Origin of the sequence: Pantoea sp. ICBG 1758 (genome assembly GCF_002928325.1) — a bacterium.
GTDB classification, from domain to species: Bacteria; Pseudomonadota; Gammaproteobacteria; order Enterobacterales; family Enterobacteriaceae; genus Pantoea; species Pantoea eucrina.
Genome location: NZ_POWL01000008.1, coordinates 61,184 through 75,746, shown reverse-complemented (window position 1 = coordinate 75,746; position 14,563 = coordinate 61,184). Strand labels below are relative to the sequence as shown.

At 55.1% G+C, this 14,563-nt stretch carries 16 protein-coding genes; 7 read left to right on the top strand and 9 right to left on the bottom strand.

The genetic code is table 11. The features are described 5' to 3' along the window. Nucleotides 1–104: 104 nt before the first annotated feature. The 4 genes from C1Y41_RS18475 to cpxP form a co-directional block, all read right to left on the bottom strand. Nucleotides 105–1,094 (bottom strand): sulfate ABC transporter substrate-binding protein, encoded by a 990-nt coding sequence (locus C1Y41_RS18475; protein WP_039381216.1) that lies wholly within the window; start codon nt 1,092–1,094, stop codon nt 105–107. 140 nt (nt 1,095–1,234) lie between these two features. Then, nucleotides 1,235–2,197 carry a 6-phosphofructokinase gene (pfkA, locus tag C1Y41_RS18470; protein WP_039381217.1) on the bottom strand — a complete coding sequence of 321 codons (963 nt, stop codon included), beginning with the start codon at nt 2,195–2,197 and terminating at the stop codon, nt 1,235–1,237. Between the two features lie 207 nt (nt 2,198–2,404). Next, nucleotides 2,405–3,307, bottom strand: a complete 903-nt coding sequence (gene fieF / locus C1Y41_RS18465) for a CDF family cation-efflux transporter FieF (protein WP_104086058.1) — start codon at nt 3,305–3,307, stop codon at nt 2,405–2,407. Between the two features lie 188 nt (nt 3,308–3,495). Further along, the gene (gene cpxP / locus C1Y41_RS18460) at nt 3,496–4,008 is read right to left on the bottom strand and encodes a cell-envelope stress modulator CpxP (protein WP_039381219.1); all 513 of its coding nucleotides are present in this window, start codon (nt 4,006–4,008) and stop codon (nt 3,496–3,498) included. Nucleotides 4,009–4,158: 150 nt separating this feature from the next. Between cpxP and cpxR the strand changes: the two genes are divergently transcribed. Genes cpxR through trmL form a run of 3 tightly spaced genes read left to right on the top strand, consistent with a single transcriptional unit; the run spans nt 4,159 to nt 6,742 of the window. Then, the gene (gene cpxR, locus C1Y41_RS18455) at nt 4,159–4,860 is read left to right on the top strand and encodes an envelope stress response regulator transcription factor CpxR (protein WP_039381220.1); all 702 of its coding nucleotides are present in this window, start codon (nt 4,159–4,161) and stop codon (nt 4,858–4,860) included. Beyond that, on the top strand, nt 4,857–6,233 hold the full coding sequence (gene cpxA, locus C1Y41_RS18450; RefSeq protein ID WP_039381221.1) for an envelope stress sensor histidine kinase CpxA: 1,377 nt from the start codon (nt 4,857–4,859) through the stop codon (nt 6,231–6,233). Before cpxR ends, cpxA begins: the two co-directional genes overlap by 4 nt. A gap of 35 nt (nt 6,234–6,268) precedes the next feature. Next, the gene (trmL, locus tag C1Y41_RS18445) at nt 6,269–6,742 is read left to right on the top strand and encodes a tRNA (uridine(34)/cytosine(34)/5-carboxymethylaminomethyluridine(34)-2'-O)-methyltransferase TrmL (protein ID WP_039381222.1); all 474 of its coding nucleotides are present in this window, start codon (nt 6,269–6,271) and stop codon (nt 6,740–6,742) included. On the opposite strand, the gene cysE is transcribed toward trmL, so the two are convergent. From cysE to C1Y41_RS18420, 5 genes are all read right to left on the bottom strand, one after another. Beyond that, entirely contained in the window at nt 6,739–7,554 is an 816-nt protein-coding gene (gene cysE, locus C1Y41_RS18440) for a serine O-acetyltransferase (RefSeq protein WP_039381223.1), read from the bottom strand. The genes trmL and cysE overlap by 4 nt on opposite strands. 65 nt (nt 7,555–7,619) lie before the next feature. Next, entirely contained in the window at nt 7,620–8,639 is a 1,020-nt protein-coding gene (gene gpsA, locus C1Y41_RS18435; RefSeq protein WP_039381224.1) for an NAD(P)H-dependent glycerol-3-phosphate dehydrogenase, read from the bottom strand. Beyond that, entirely contained in the window at nt 8,639–9,103 is a 465-nt protein-coding gene (secB, locus tag C1Y41_RS18430) for a protein-export chaperone SecB (protein WP_039381225.1), read from the bottom strand. The genes gpsA and secB overlap by 1 nt, the downstream gene beginning before the upstream one ends. Before the next feature lie 40 nt (nt 9,104–9,143). Further along, the gene (grxC, locus tag C1Y41_RS18425; protein ID WP_039381226.1) at nt 9,144–9,398 is read right to left on the bottom strand and encodes a glutaredoxin 3; all 255 of its coding nucleotides are present in this window, start codon (nt 9,396–9,398) and stop codon (nt 9,144–9,146) included. A gap of 18 nt (nt 9,399–9,416) precedes the next feature. Continuing rightward, nucleotides 9,417–9,848 (bottom strand): rhodanese-like domain-containing protein, encoded by a 432-nt coding sequence (locus C1Y41_RS18420; RefSeq protein WP_039381227.1) that lies wholly within the window; start codon nt 9,846–9,848, stop codon nt 9,417–9,419. A 249-nt stretch (nt 9,849–10,097) separates the two neighbouring features. Between C1Y41_RS18420 and envC the strand changes: the two genes are divergently transcribed. The 4 genes from envC to C1Y41_RS18400 all read left to right on the top strand — a co-directional run bounded on the left by envC (nt 10,098) and on the right by C1Y41_RS18400 (nt 14,538). Then, nucleotides 10,098–11,399: a murein hydrolase activator EnvC gene (gene envC, locus C1Y41_RS18415; protein WP_039381228.1), complete on the top strand. Its 1,302-nt coding sequence runs from the start codon at nt 10,098–10,100 to the stop codon at nt 11,397–11,399. A gap of 3 nt (nt 11,400–11,402) precedes the next feature. Continuing rightward, nucleotides 11,403–12,302 carry a divergent polysaccharide deacetylase family protein gene (locus tag C1Y41_RS18410; protein ID WP_071668660.1) on the top strand — a complete coding sequence of 300 codons (900 nt, stop codon included), beginning with the start codon at nt 11,403–11,405 and terminating at the stop codon, nt 12,300–12,302. A gap of 102 nt (nt 12,303–12,404) precedes the next feature. After that, a complete protein-coding gene (locus C1Y41_RS18405) occupies nt 12,405–13,634 on the top strand; it encodes a glycosyltransferase (RefSeq protein WP_104086056.1) in 1,230 nt (409 codons plus the stop codon). Then, nucleotides 13,627–14,538: a hypothetical protein gene (locus C1Y41_RS18400; protein WP_094111633.1), complete on the top strand. Its 912-nt coding sequence runs from the start codon at nt 13,627–13,629 to the stop codon at nt 14,536–14,538. The genes C1Y41_RS18405 and C1Y41_RS18400 overlap by 8 nt, the downstream gene beginning before the upstream one ends. Nucleotides 14,539–14,563 lie beyond the last annotated feature (25 nt).

Here is a 14,563-nt window from a genome sequence, read left to right as displayed (position 1 = left end):
TCTTATTTTAATCAGTTACACAGCGTGATGACTATCATATATCGATTTTTATACAAAAAAAGGTCAGCTAAAAGCTGACCTTTTTTATCGCTCATAGTGGGTAATCAGGGCTTCATAACCTGATCGTAGCTGCCACCGTCGGCGAAGTGATCTTTCTGCGCTTTACTCCAGCCGCCAAACTTCTCATCTACGGTGAAGAGTTTTACTGGTGCAAAGGTACTGGCGAACTTCTTCGCGACCTCTGCATCACGCGGACGATAGAAGTTCTGCGCCGCGATAGTCTGGCCTTCCGGCGAGTAGAGATATTTCAGGTAAGCTTCCGCCACGCTGCGTGTACCCTGCGCGTCGACCACTTTATCCACTACAGAAACCGTTGGCTCTGCAAGAATAGACTCGCCTGGCGTCACGATTTCAAACTTATCTTTACCCAGTTTTTCTACCGCCAGATACGCTTCGTTTTCCCAGGCGATCAGTACGTCGCCTATTCCGCGCTCTACAAACGTATTGGTTGCGCCGCGCGCACCGGAATCCTGCACCTCAACATTTTTAAACAGCGCTTTCACATAAGCGAGCGCTTTAGCCTGGTCGCCCTGATTCTGATCAAGCGCCCAGCCCCATGCCGCCAGATAGTTCCAGCGGGCACCGCCGGAAGTTTTCGGATTTGGCGTGATCACGGATACGCCAGGCTTAGTCAGATCTGACCAGTCATGAATATTTTTGGGATTGCCTTTGCGTACCAGAAACACAATGGTGGAGGTATAGGGCGCAGAGTTATCCGGCAGGCGTTTGATCCAGTTTTTGTCGATACGGCCGCGCTCAGCAATCGCATCCACATCGGACTGCAGCGCCAGCGTAACCACATCGGCACGAATACCGTTGATGACGGAGGTCGCCTGCTTGCCGGAACCGCCGTGCGACTGACGGATCACCACGTTATCACCGGTTTCCTGCTTGTAATGGGCGCTGAAGGCCTTGTTATATTGTTCGTACAGTTCGCGGGTCGGATCGTATGAGACGTTTAACAGCTGATAATCCTTTGCCAGCGCACCAGACGATGCCAGTAACAAGGTGATGCCGATACTCCACTTATTCATTTCCTGCTCTCCCGCGTAGGTTATGCCGCAAGAGTGACACAAAGCGAACAGTGGATTAAAGAATTAAAAATAAGCAGTTATAACTTGCAGGAATATAAAAAAGAGGAAAAGGCGCGAACGGGATCGCGCCTGCATGCAGATCAGTAGAGCTTTTTCGCCGTATCGAGCCAGTCGCGCTTGAACGGACGCTTCATGTTCTCAATCGCGTCGATGATATCGTGGTGCACCATCTTCTCATTCTGGATCCCGACACAGCGGCCGCCATAGCCCTGCAGCAGCAGCTCAATCGAGTAAGCGCCCATACGCGACGCCAGAATGCGGTCGTAAGCACAGGGCGCGCCGCCGCGCTGGATATGTCCGAGCACGGTGGCGCGGGTTTCACGCTTTGTCTCTTCTTCGATGAAGCGCGCCAGATCGTCGATATCGCAGATGTGCTCGGTAATCGCCACGATGGCGTGCTTTTTCCCTTTTGCAATGCCCGCCTTAATCTCTTCAACCAGCTCTTCACGGGTATACGGGATTTCCGGCAGCACAATAAATTCGCAGCCGCCGGCAATCGCCGCGGCCAGCGTCAGATCGCCACAGTAGCGGCCCATCACTTCCACAATTGAGATACGCTGATGCGATGAGGAGGTATCGCGCAGGCGGTCAATCGCTTCCACCACCGTTTCCAGCGCGGTGAAATAACCGATGGTGTAGTCAGTCCCGGCTACATCGTTATCGATGGTGCCTGGCAGACCGATGCAGGGGAACCCCATCTCAGTCAGCCGTTTGGCGCCCATGTAGGAGCCGTCACCACCAATCACCACCAGCGCGTCGATACCCCGCTTCTTCATGTTTTCGATCGCTGCCTGGCGTACCTCTTCATTACGGAACTCAGGAAAGCGCGCCGAGCCAAGAAAAGTGCCGCCGCGGTTAATCATGTCAGAAACGCTGTAGCGGTCGAGATTGATCATGCGATCTTCATACAGACCCAGATAGCCGTCATAGATACCAAAAACTTCCAGGCCTTCACTCAGGGCGGAACGGACAACTCCGCGAATGGCTGCGTTCATGCCCGGGGCGTCGCCGCCACTGGTCAGTACTCCGATTTTTTTGATCATGACAACCTCTGGATTGTTCAAAACTAAGGATTATTCCCGCCGATCGACCGGGTCATGCCTGCTCCCGAACGTGGGGCTTAATAGTTGCAGATAGTATATCAAAGGCTCAATGCTGAATTGATTCAGGTCAGACAAGTTTTCGCTAATTTTTTAAAGAGTTGTTAGCGTTTTGTCATTTTTAACATATAAGCGCCTGAATTAGAAAAGCTAAAAGCGGAAAAAGCCCTGCTGATGTTCCGGTACGACCGAGCAGGGATCCTGGTGAATAATGATGTCAGAACCTGGAAATTTCCGGCGCAGCGCCTGTTCAATCTCATCAGCAACGTGATGCGCCTGAACCAGCGGCAGCGCATCTTCCATTTCCAGATGCAGCTGAATAAACCGCGTCGGCCCTGACTGCCTGGTACGCAATGCATGCGCGCCGCATACGCCAGGCCACTGTGTCACCAGTGCAATAATCTGCTGCTTCTCCTGCTCCGGCAGCGCGCGATCCAGCAGCGCCTGCACGGCTTCATATCCCATACGCAGCGCGTTATAGAGGATATAGACGCCGATCCCCAGCGCAAACAGCGCATCAGCACGCGCAAAACCGTAGCTGCTCAGACCCAGCGCCACCAGAATCGCGCCATTCATAACGATATCTGACTGATAGTGCAGCATATCGGCGCGAATCGCCTGACTGCGGGTGCGCCGTACAACCCAGCGCTGGAAAGCCACCAGCGCCAGCGTGGAAAAGAGGGCAACAATGGTTACGACAACGCCGACCAGCGGCGCGCGCAGCGCTTCCGGTTTTGCCAGGTGCTGAATGCCGGTCAGAAACAGAAAGAGCGCGGAGCCGGAGATAAACATGCTCTGCGCCAGCGCCGCCAGCGATTCTGCTTTGCCATGGCCGAAAGTGTGATCATCGTCGGCGGGCTGCAACGCATAACGCACCACCAGCAGATTGGTCAGCGAGGCGGCGATGTCGACCAGCGAATCCACCAGTGCCGCCAGCACGCTGACCGATCCGGTGTACCACCAGGCAAAAATCTTGACCAGCAGCAGCGCCAGCGCCAGTGAGGTAGCGGCCAGCGCAGCGCGCCGGACCAGTGTTGCGTACTCAGAATCCATGTTTCGCCCTATTAAACAGATGCGCGTGCCCGCCTTAACTGAAAACAAGTTTATCATCAGTCCGGCAGAGCTGCGTCTGCGATGCGCTATTCACCGGCAACGGCATACGGCGGGCAAAAAAAACCCCGCCATCATGGCGGGGGAAGACAGGGATGGTGTCTATGGCAAGGAAAAACAGGGATACTATGTTACTGGTTACTACTGGTGCTACTCACTGCTTGCAGCGATGACGACGACTGCAATCCTGAGAACCGACGAACATCATTCAGCCGGCGTTCATGATTCTTTTTTAACGCTGCCTGCTGCACAGGTGTCAGCAGGTGATACATCTGATTACGAACCCGGGCCATCTCAACCTGCAGGTCAACCTGCGCGCGGGCCTGTTTTTCAGCCAGCTGGCGGATCGCCGATTCATTAAATTTGTCTGCAGTGACAAGGTCATGCATAGTTTCAATATCCTGAACGCTTAACACCGGGCGCTCATGACGTGCTTGCTGCATCAGGTCCCGCATTTGCTGCCGCTGCTGTTCGGTAAGCTCAATACCATCGAACATGTGACTTTGCGGATTTTGCGTCATACTGCCTGTCGTCAAGCCGCCGTTTTGATGCATCTCTTCAATCGCTGTCGTCTCTGCTGCAACTGCGCTGGCGTGACTAAGAACCATCGCTGAAGCAATGACGATGACGGTTAAGTTGCGCATCGTTTACTCCCGGTTTGCTCTGTTTTGCGATTCAACGAGACCCAGTTTACGGCGGCAGCTGCAAACAACCGTCAGGGGGTGTAAAACTACGTAAAGCGTTGGATTGCCAATGTGGGAACACGGTATTTTGCCTGCGGAGGGCAATAAAAAATGAATAAAATCCTGTTGGTAGATGACGACCGCGAATTAACTTCGCTGCTTAAAGAATTACTCGAAATGGAAGGGTTTGAAGTCATTGTAGCCAGCGATGGAGAGCAAGCACTTACTCTGCTGGACAGCTCTGTTGACCTGCTGCTGCTGGATGTCATGATGCCGAAGAAAAACGGTATCGATACGTTGAAAGAGCTGCGTCAGCAGCATCAGACGCCGGTCATTATGCTGACCGCGCGCGGCAGCGAACTGGATCGCGTTCTGGGGCTGGAGCTGGGGGCGGATGACTACCTGCCTAAACCATTCAACGACCGTGAACTGGTGGCGCGTATTCGTGCGATCCTGCGTCGTTCAAACTGGAGCGAGCAGCAGCAACAGCAGCACGATACCAGTTCGCCGACGCTTGAAGTCGACTGCCTGCGTCTGAATCCGGGGCGCCAGGAGGCGAGCTTCGATAACGAAACGCTCGATCTCACTGGCACCGAGTTCACGCTGCTTTACCTGCTGGCGCAGCATCTTGGCCAGGTGGTATCGCGCGAGCATCTCAGTCAGGAAGTGCTTGGCAAACGCCTGACGCCCTTTGACCGTGCCATCGATATGCATATCTCCAACCTGCGCCGCAAACTCCCTGAGCGTCGTGATGGCCATCCATGGTTCAAAACGCTGCGCGGACGCGGCTATCTGATGGTTTCTGCATCATGATAGGCAGTCTGACGACCCGCATCTTCGCCATCTTCTGGCTTACGCTGGCGCTGGTGTTGATGCTGGTCCTGATGGTGCCCAAGCTCGATTCGCGTCAGATGACCGCTCTGATGGAAAGCGAACAGCGGCAGGGCACCATGATTGAACAGCATGTGGAAGCGGAACTCTCTCAGGATCCGCCTAATGACCTGATGTGGTGGCGCCGGCTGTTTCGCGCTATCGACAAATGGGCGCCGCCGGGTCAGCGCCTGCTGCTGGTCACCAGTGAAGGCCGGGTCATCGGCGCACAGCACAATGAAATGCAGGTGATCCGCAACTTTATCGGTCAGTCAGACAACGCCGATCACCCGCAGAAGAAAAAATATGGCCGCGTTGAGATGGTTGGTCCCTTTGCCGTACGCGACGGCGAAGATAACTATCAACTCTATCTGATCCGGCCAGCCACCAGTTCTCAGCTCGATTTTATCAACCTGTTATTCGACCGGCCGCTGCTGCTGCTGATTGTCACGATGCTGATTAGCTCTCCGCTGCTGCTCTGGCTGGCATGGAGCCTGGCTCGACCGGCGCGCAAGCTGAAATACGCGGCGGATGAAGTGGCCAGCGGCAATCTGCGTCAGCATCCTGAACTGGAGTCAGGTCCGCAGGAGTTTCTGGCGGCCGGATCCAGTTTTAATCAGATGGTCAGCGCGCTTGAGCGCATGATGACTGCCCAGCAGCGCCTGTTGTCCGACATCAGCCATGAGCTGCGCACTCCGCTGACGCGCCTCCAGCTGGCTACGGCTCTGCTGCGTCGTCGTCATGGCGAAGGGAAAGAGCTGCAGCGCATTGAGACCGAAGCGCAGCGGCTGGATGGCATGATCAACGATCTGCTGGTGCTGTCACGTACCCAGCATAAAAACGCCCTGGTCAGCGAGGCGATGAAAGCAAACCAGCTATGGAACGGCGTGCTGGAGGATGCGCGCTTTGAAGCGGAACAGATGGGTAAAACCATGGAAGTGCCCTATCCGCCTGGCCCGTGGCCGCTGTATGGCAACCCGCATGCGCTGGAGAGCGCTCTGGAGAACATCGTGCGCAATGCGCTGCGCTATTCTGATTCACACATCAGCGTGAGCTTCTCGGTGGATATTCAGGGTATTACCGTTCACGTGGATGATGACGGTCCGGGCGTAAGCGAAGAAGATCGCGAGCAGATTTTCCGCCCGTTTTATCGCACTGATGAAGCGCGCGATCGCGAGTCTGGCGGCACCGGGCTTGGGCTGGCGATTGTGGAGACGGCCGTACAGCAGCACCGCGGCTGGGTCAAAGCAGATAACAGCCCGCTGGGCGGGCTGCGCCTGACGCTCTGGCTCCCGCTATACTCTGCCCGCCAGTAATTTGTTATGCTTCGGCCCCTGATTGCGGGGGCCTTATGCTGAACATTGTTTTATTCGAACCTGAAATACCACCCAACACCGGTAATATCATCCGCCTGTGCGCTAACACCGGCTTTCAGCTGCATCTGATTGAGCCGCTTGGCTTTGCGTGGGATGACAAACGGCTGCGCCGCGCCGGACTTGATTATCATGAATATACCGCGCTGAAAAAACACGCCAGCTACAGCGCTTTCCTCGCGTCTGAGGCGCCGCAGCGTCTGTTTGCCCTGACCACGAAAGGTACGCCAGCACACAGCGCCGTCAGCTATCAGGCCGGGGACTACCTGCTGTTTGGCCCGGAAAGCCGGGGCCTGCCCGCGGAAATCCTTGACGCCCTGCCTGCCGGACAGAAGATACGCATCCCGATGCGCGCCGAAAGCCGCAGCATGAATCTCTCCAATGCCGTATCAGTGGTGGTGTATGAAGCGTGGCGCCAGCTCGATTTCGCCGGCGCGCTGATCAGAGATTAAATCCCGTCACCGTATTCAAAACCGGCGCCGGTAAAATGCTGATCCATATCCATTGAGGGTTTATCGCTGGCGGGTTTGCCCACAATGCGCGCCGGAACGCCAGCGGCGGTGGTATGCGGGGGAACAGGCTGCAGTACCACCGAGCCGGCACCGATTTTTGCTCCGCGACCTACGTCTATGTTGCCGAGGATTTTAGCGCCGGCACCAATCATAACGCCTTCGCGAATTTTAGGATGGCGATCGCCGCTGGTTTTGCCGGTCCCGCCCAGCGTAACGGATTGCAGGATAGAGACATCATTTTCTACTACGGCCGTTTCGCCGATCACAATACCCGTAGCGTGATCCAGCATGATCCCGCGCCCGATACGGGCCGCCGGGTGAATATCAACGGCGAAGGAAACGGAGATCTCATTTTGCAGATAGACAGCCAGCGCGCGGCGACCCTCTTTCCACAGCCAGTGGCCAATACGATAGGCCTGCAGCGCATGGAAGCCTTTCAGGTAGAGCAGCGGCGTAGAGTATTTGTCTACTGCCGGATCGCGCTGGCGTACGGCCTGAATATCATAGGCCGCTGAGACAATCATCTCCGGATCCTGACGATACGCTTCTTCAACAATTTCACGCACAGCAATAGCAGGCATAATCGGATTCGCCAGCTTGTTCGCCAGCATGTAGCTGAGCGCGCTGCCGAGATTTTCATGTTTCAGCAAAGTCGCGTGATAAAAGCTGGCCAGCATCGGTTCGCAATCTGCCAGCGCTCTGGCTTCTGCTTTGATATGGTTCCAGACCAGTTCTAACTCTTCAGACGACATTGCTGTTTACTCCCATAAAAAAGCGCCGCAGAGGCGCTACAGGTTGGTGTGCTGAGCATCCTGCTCTAGCCCGGGCTGTTTTCGTCCTTCCTTGCACGACCCAGTAAGCTTAATGCTGCCTCTCGCGCCGTTTTTTCGCAATACAGTACCTGATAAATCTGCTCGGTTATCGGCATTTCAACGCCCATTCTCGCTGCCAGGGCTTTGACTTCTTTGGTATTTCTGTAGCCTTCTACAACTTGTCCGATAATGCGTTGCGCCTCTTCAACGCTCTCGCCCTGACCCAGCATCATGCCAAAACGGCGATTGCGTGACTGGTTATCGGTGCAGGTCAGCACCAGATCGCCCAGTCCTGCCATGCCCATAAACGTTACCGGATCGGCACCCAGCGCCGCGCCCAGACGGCTCATCTCTGCCAGGCCACGGGTGATCAGTGCGGTACGTGCGTTAGCGCCGAAGCCGATACCGTCTGAGATGCCGGCACCGATAGCAATAACGTTTTTAACGGCCCCGCCCAGCTGAACACCGGTAAAATCGGCGTTGTTATAAACGCGGAAGCTTTTGCCGCAGTGCAGCTTCTGCTGCAGATCGTCAGCAAACTCCGCATCGGTCGCCGCAAGTGCGATAGCGGTAGGTAAACCGGCGGCCAGCTCTTTGGCAAAAGTAGGCCCGGAAATTACCGCCAGCGGAATAGCGTCGCCCAGGATCTCCCGCGCAACGTCCTGCAGCAAACGGCCGGTCTCTTTTTCCAGGCCTTTGGTAGCCCAGACAACACGGGAATCGATACGCAGGTAAGGTTTAATCTGCTGCAGCACGTCGCCAAAAACATGGCTCGGTACTACTACCAGCAGATCGCGGCTCGCGCGAACCACCTGGGCGAGATCGGCTTCAGGGATCAGATTATCGGGAAAAGGAACATCGGGCAGGAAAGCGGTGTTACAGCGGTCAGCCTGCAGGCGGGCGACGCTTTGCGGATTGTGGCCCCAGAGCAGAACCGGATGCCCGTTGCGAGCCAGCGTGATAGCGAGAGCGGTGCCGTACGAGCCGGCACCGAGTACGCTGATAGACGCGTTATCTGTTGTCATCAGGCATCCTGACGTGGCGCTTCGCCTTCACCTTGCTGCTGCAGGTAGTTCATGAACAGCGCATCGAAGTTAACCGGAGCCAGATTGAGCTGCGGGAACGTACCGCGTGAAACCAGGCTGGTCACGCACTCACGTGCGTAAGGGAACAGAATGTTCGGGCAGTATGCGCCAAGGCAGTGCGCCATCTGCGTGCCATCAATACCGCTGATGGTAAAGATACCCGCCTGCTGTACTTCGCACAGGAATGCGGTCTCTTCGCCTACGGTTGCGGTTACCGTCACGCGCAGCACCACTTCATACACTTCATCAGCCAGCTGAGAAGAGGCGGTATCCAGATCCAGTTTGACTTCCGGCTCCCACTCTTTCTGAAAAACCTGTGGTGCGTTTGGCGCTTCAAAAGAGACATCTTTGGTATAAACGCGCTGGATCTGGAACTGCATTTCGTTGGTGCTTTGTTCTGACATGTTACTAAGTCCTTAAGTGATAATTATCAGTGCAGAAGAGTTAAGCCTGAAGCAGAGGATCGAGTCCCTGACGCCCGTCCAGCGCGTAGAGATCGTCACAACCACCGATGTGCTGAGCGTCGATAAAAACCTGCGGCACCGTGGTGCGGCCACTGCGCCGGATCATCTCTTCACGTTTCATTGCGTCCCCATCGATAGGGATCTCCTGATAAGAAACGCCTTTCTGATCCAGTAACGCCTTTGCACGATGGCAGTATGGGCAGGTTACTTTGGTGTAAATCTCAACATTAGCCATGCGGAATACCTCAGATGATTATTTACCGCGAACCAGCGGCAGGTTTTCGCCACTCCAGCCGCTGACGCCATCTTTCAGGACAGCGACATGTTCAAAGCCTGCTGCGCTCAGCGTTGCTGCTGAATCGCCCGCGCTCTGACCGGTGGCACATACCACAATTATGGGCTGCGACTTGTGCTTTTCCAGCTCGCCGAAGCTGCCTTTTTTAATATCTGCTGCTGCTACGTTAACCGCGCCGGAAATATGTCCCTTGCGATAATCGTCGCGTGAACGCACGTCTACTACCACCGCGTTCTCTTTATTAATCAGATGGGTCGCTTCGCCACGGCTGATGGTTTTTACCTTAGAGAACATCCCTTTAACGGTGGTCACAATCACCAGAATAAGTAAAACGACCCATGCCAGACTAAGGATGGGGTGATTGCTTGCAAACTGCATGATTTCTTGCATGAGAGGTAACGACTCCAGACCGGGCTTATAAGCTAAAACAAGGGTTCTGAGTATACCTGCGCCACTTCGCATGTACAGTCGCGATGCGGGCAGAGATACGATTTGTGCGTCATTTTCCAAAAAAAATGTTTTAATCGCAAAATTCAGACAATGTTTATCGCGCTAAGCTTTAAAGCGACACGTTTCGTAATCTAAAAGCTGGCCGGGATAACTGGTAAGCGGCTGTTCATCGTGGAATAATTATCAACTATGAAGGGAAAAGCGCGCATTACACCTACAAGGACTCATTACAACGGCCCGGCTTCTCAGCTGGTATTCCGCTGGTCCCCCCTCTCCCTCAGCCTGCTGTGTGCGGGTATTTTTTTGCTGCCTGTTACGGGTTACAGCGCTGACGACAATAAAGCGCAGCTAAAAACCATTCAGCAAAGTATCGCGGAAAAAGAGAAGAGCGTTAAAGCTCAGAAAGTTGAGCGCAGTAAACTGCTCGATCAGCTCCGGAGTCAGGAGAAGATTATTGCCCAGGCGAGCCGTCAGCTACGCGAAACGCGCAATAGCTTAAGCACGCTCGACAAAGAGGTTGCTCAGCTTACCGCCTCTATCTCCCGCCTTGAAAAGCAGCAGACGCAGCAGGAAAGCCTGCTGGCGCAGCAGCTCGACGCCGCTTTTCGCCAGGGGCAGCATAATGGTGTACAGCTGCTGCTGGGCGGCGCAGAAGCGCAGCGCAGTGAACGCATCCTGGCCTATTTTGGTTACCTCAACGCCGCGCGGCAAAAAAATATCGATGAGCTGCGGCAGACCCGGCAGCAGCTGGCTGAGCAGCGTCTGACCATGCAGAGCAAACAGCAGCAGCAAAAAAATCTGCTCGTTCAGCAGCAGGCGCAGCAAAGCAAACTGGAAAACGCCAGCGCCGCCCGCAAAAAGACCCTCTCCGCGCTGGAGAACGCGCTGGAAAAAGATCAGGCAGACCTGGTTGAAATGCGTCAGAACGAAAGCCGTCTGCAGGATAAAATTGCCAAAGCAGAGCGCGAAGCGCGTCAGCGGGCCGAGCGCGAGGCGCGTGAAGCCGAGAAGGTGCGCCAGCGTCAGGCGCAGGCCAAAGCGAAAGGCTCCAGCTATGCCCCCACGCAGAGCGAGCGTGAGCTGATGGCGCGTACCGGCGGACTGGGGCGCGCAGGCGGCCAGGCTTTCTGGCCGGTACGCGGCAGAATTGAACACCGCTTCGGTGAGGCGATGCAGGGTGAGCTACGCTGGAAAGGACTGGTAATCGACGCACCGGAAGGCACCGAAGTGAAAGCGATTGCGGATGGACGGGTACTGATGGCCGACTGGCTGCAGGGCTACGGGCTGGTTGTGGTACTGGAGCACGGTAAAGGCGATATGAGCCTGTACGGCTATAACCAGAGCGCACTGGTAAGCGTCGGTGCACAGGTCAAAGCTGGTCAGCCGGTGGCGCTGGTAGGCACCAGTGGCGGCCGCGGTACGCCGTCACTCTATTTTGAGATCCGCCGTCAGGGCAAAGCTGTTAACCCACTACCGTGGTTAGGAAGATAAGTGCTGTTTTTATCCCGAACGTTACCCGCTCTGCTATGCGGCTCGCTTCTGAGTTTCAGCGTGCAGGCGGCAAAATTAGCGATTGTCATTGATGATTTTGGCTACCGTCCCACCGAAGAGAACAAAGTGCTGGCGATGCCGGCAGCCATCTCTGTTGCCGTACTGCCCAACGCCCCGCATGCGCGTGAGATGGCAACCAAAGCCCATCAGCGCGGTCATGAAGTATTGATTCACCTGCCGATGGCGCCGCTCAGCAAACAGCCGCTGGAAAAAGATACCCTGACGCCGGAGATGAGCAGCGACGAAATCGCCCGCATTATCCGTGAAGCCAGCGGTAAAGTTCCCTACGCGGTTGGCCTGAACAATCATATGGGCAGTAAAATGACCTCCAGCCTGCCCGGCATGCAGAAAGTGATGCAGGTGCTGAATCACTACAACTACTATTTTCTCGACAGCATGACCATCGGCAATAGTCAGGCCGTTGCAGCGGCGCAGGGCACGCAGGTCAAAGTCGTGAAACGCCGCGTGTTTCTTGATGATAATCAAAATGAAGCGATGGTACGACAGCAGTTTACCCGGGCGGTTAAGCTGGCACAGCGGGACGGGTTTGCTATCGCTATCGGCCATCCGCACCCGACAACAGTGCGCGTGCTGCAGCAGATGCTGCCTTCCCTTCCGGCTGATATTACGCTGGTTACGCCAGGACAGCTGCTGAATGAGCCGCTGCGTCACAGCGCAAAACCTGCTGCAGCCTCTCCGGCTAAACCCGCCAGCGTGCGCTTCCGCGCGCCTGCCATCTGTAAAGTCAGTGCCGCGCCAGTGCCGCAGCAGCGGGCAGTGGAAATTATCGGCGAAGGCCTGATGCAGAACCCTTTCATGCTCAAACTGAAAGCGCTGTTTTAAAGCAGCGGTGTGGGCCACCGCACCGCTGACATTCACATTGCAGCCAGAAAGTTTATACTCTTGCCGGAAAACTCACGGCACAGAACAAGGACATCAGCAGGAATGACGCCGCATAAACGAAAAATTCTACTGCTTGATAATGGTCGCGAGTGGGGCGGCGGCACGAATAGCATGCTGGAATTACTGAAGCGGATCGATCGTAACCAGTTCGATATTACCTGCTGCTTTTATCATAATTATTCGCGCGGCAATAACGAAACCATTGAGCAAATTCTTGGATCGTTAACGATTCCGGTGACGTTTATTCCGCAGCGCAGACAACCTCTCTGGGCAAAAATCAGCAAAGAAATAGTCCGCACGCTGCTTTTTTTCAGCAAAGAGAGCAGAAAAAAAGCGATTCATTTTGTGGATCGCCGATGGCGTATTATCCCGAACGCGCACAAGATTGGCGCGCTTCTGCAAGCCGGGCAGTTTGACCTGCTTTATATGAATAATCAGCCCAGTACCAACACTGAAGGCTATCTGGCAGCCCGCCCGCTTAATATTCCGGTGGTTCAGCACTGCCGTATTGACCCGGTACTGAATCGCCAGCTGGTCGCGATGCTGAACCGGGACTGTGAGGCGATTATCTGCGTTTCGCACGGTGTCAGTCATACGCTGCAGCGTCATGGTGTCCATCAGCATCTCTGTCATACCGTCAGCAATGCCATCGATATCCACCAGCCGTTACCCGATCGTACCGCGGTTCGTCAGGCGCTGCAGATTGCCCCGGAAACCTTTGTGTTTGGCTCTATTGGGTCACTGATAGCGCGTAAAGCCAATCACCATACGCTGAGCGCACTGGGCCGGTTTCACCGCCTTTACCCTCACGCTGACTGGAAAATGCTGATTGTCGGTACCGGTCCGGAACAGGCTAACCTTGCACAGCTGGCAGAAAAAGAGCAGATTGCTGACCGCATCGTTTTCACCGGTTTTAAAAATAATGCGCTGGATTTTCTGGCCGCGTTCGACACGTTCATACTGGCCTCGCAAAGTGAAGGCTTACCCCGCGTGGTGCTTGAAGCGATGCTGGTCAATACTGCCGTTATCGGATCGCGGGTAACCGGGACAGCTGAGCTGATTGAACACAACCAGACCGGTCTGCTGTTTGAATATGGTGATATTGCAGAGCTGACACAGCAGCTGATCGCTCTGTGGGAGAACAGAGAATTACGTCAGAAATTAACCAACACGGCTGCCGGAAAGGTACGCGAACATTACGCTATTGAAAACTATATTCAGGGCGTAGAAACGGTTCTGGCTAATGTTATTCAGGAAAAGAGTCATGCTTAATTTTTTTAATAAACGTTTCCGCCATATTCGCGCGCGGCATAATATTCCCTACAGCCAGAGTCGCGTGCAGGGCAAGACTCCTGTCACCTCCGTGGTGATCCCGTGTGCGGGTGAGGACTATATTGAAGAAGCGCTGCTCAGCGCCTGCTTTGCCAGCCGTTTTGCCACCAGCGTCACGGAGATTGTTATCGTCAGCGACCAGCCCGCGACACAATTTGGTGAGCTGCCGGCAAAGACCCGCGTTGCCACGCTGACCATTCCGCACCGTGAAGAGAGCTACCGTTATAAACAGATTTACCGCAGCCGGCTGATCAAACTGCAGGCGCCTTTGCAGGCCAGCGGTGACGCGGTTCTGATGATCGACTCTGACCTCAACCTGCTTAAAGATCCAGCCCTCAGCCTGCGTGAAGGCCATCTTTACTCCAGCTTCAGAGAAGGCAGAATGATTGCCAAACTTGAAAACGCGGCTGAGGAGCAGATCCCGGCTTACTATAAACCCGCCATCCGGCCCTATCTGGTTGACCATGTCAACGGCGCTTATCTGGCCGCCACGCGTCAGACCTGGAAGCGTATCTGTCCGCTGTGGCTGACGCTGTTTCAGGATACCTGGGAGCTGATGAATGATAATCAGCCCCCCACCGATCAGCTGCCGCTCTCTGCGCTGCTGGATATGCTCGATCTGGTTACGGTTAACCTGGGCGAGTGGGCAAACTGGCCGGTCTCCAAGCGCATCGGCGGAACGGCAGCGGTCATTCCGCCTGAGGTCATTGGCGCACACGGCGGTTTTCCGTTAAGCGAATGGCAGAAGTATCTGCAGGACCCGGCGCAGCCGCTGCAGTTTAAAGGTCAGGACTATACGCGCAAAGTACGCTACCTGACGGATGAAGAGAAAAAACGCGGCTGATACTACTCCGGCCTGCGGGCCGGAG

Bases quoted from the DNA above. Each gene is read 5' to 3' on its own strand.
- C1Y41_RS18475 (WP_039381216.1), bottom strand. From the start codon at position 1,094: ATGAATAAGTGGAGTATCGGCATCACCTTGTTACTGGCATCGTCTGGT.
- pfkA (WP_039381217.1), bottom strand. From the start codon at position 2,197: ATGATCAAAAAAATCGGAGTACTGACCAGTGGCGGCGACGCCCCGGGC.
- fieF (WP_104086058.1), bottom strand. From the start codon at position 3,307: ATGGATTCTGAGTACGCAACACTGGTCCGGCGCGCTGCGCTGGCCGCT.
- cpxP (WP_039381219.1), bottom strand. From the start codon at position 4,008: ATGCGCAACTTAACCGTCATCGTCATTGCTTCAGCGATGGTTCTTAGT.
- cpxR (WP_039381220.1), top strand. From the start codon at position 4,159: ATGAATAAAATCCTGTTGGTAGATGACGACCGCGAATTAACTTCGCTG.
- cpxA (WP_039381221.1), top strand. From the start codon at position 4,857: ATGATAGGCAGTCTGACGACCCGCATCTTCGCCATCTTCTGGCTTACG.
- trmL (WP_039381222.1), top strand. From the start codon at position 6,269: ATGCTGAACATTGTTTTATTCGAACCTGAAATACCACCCAACACCGGT.
- cysE (WP_039381223.1), bottom strand. From the start codon at position 7,554: ATGTCGTCTGAAGAGTTAGAACTGGTCTGGAACCATATCAAAGCAGAA.
- gpsA (WP_039381224.1), bottom strand. From the start codon at position 8,639: ATGACAACAGATAACGCGTCTATCAGCGTACTCGGTGCCGGCTCGTAC.
- secB (WP_039381225.1), bottom strand. From the start codon at position 9,103: ATGTCAGAACAAAGCACCAACGAAATGCAGTTCCAGATCCAGCGCGTT.
- grxC (WP_039381226.1), bottom strand. From the start codon at position 9,398: ATGGCTAATGTTGAGATTTACACCAAAGTAACCTGCCCATACTGCCAT.
- C1Y41_RS18420 (WP_039381227.1), bottom strand. From the start codon at position 9,848: ATGCAAGAAATCATGCAGTTTGCAAGCAATCACCCCATCCTTAGTCTG.
- envC (WP_039381228.1), top strand. From the start codon at position 10,098: ATGAAGGGAAAAGCGCGCATTACACCTACAAGGACTCATTACAACGGC.
- C1Y41_RS18405 (WP_104086056.1), top strand. From the start codon at position 12,405: ATGACGCCGCATAAACGAAAAATTCTACTGCTTGATAATGGTCGCGAG.
- C1Y41_RS18400 (WP_094111633.1), top strand. From the start codon at position 13,627: ATGCTTAATTTTTTTAATAAACGTTTCCGCCATATTCGCGCGCGGCAT.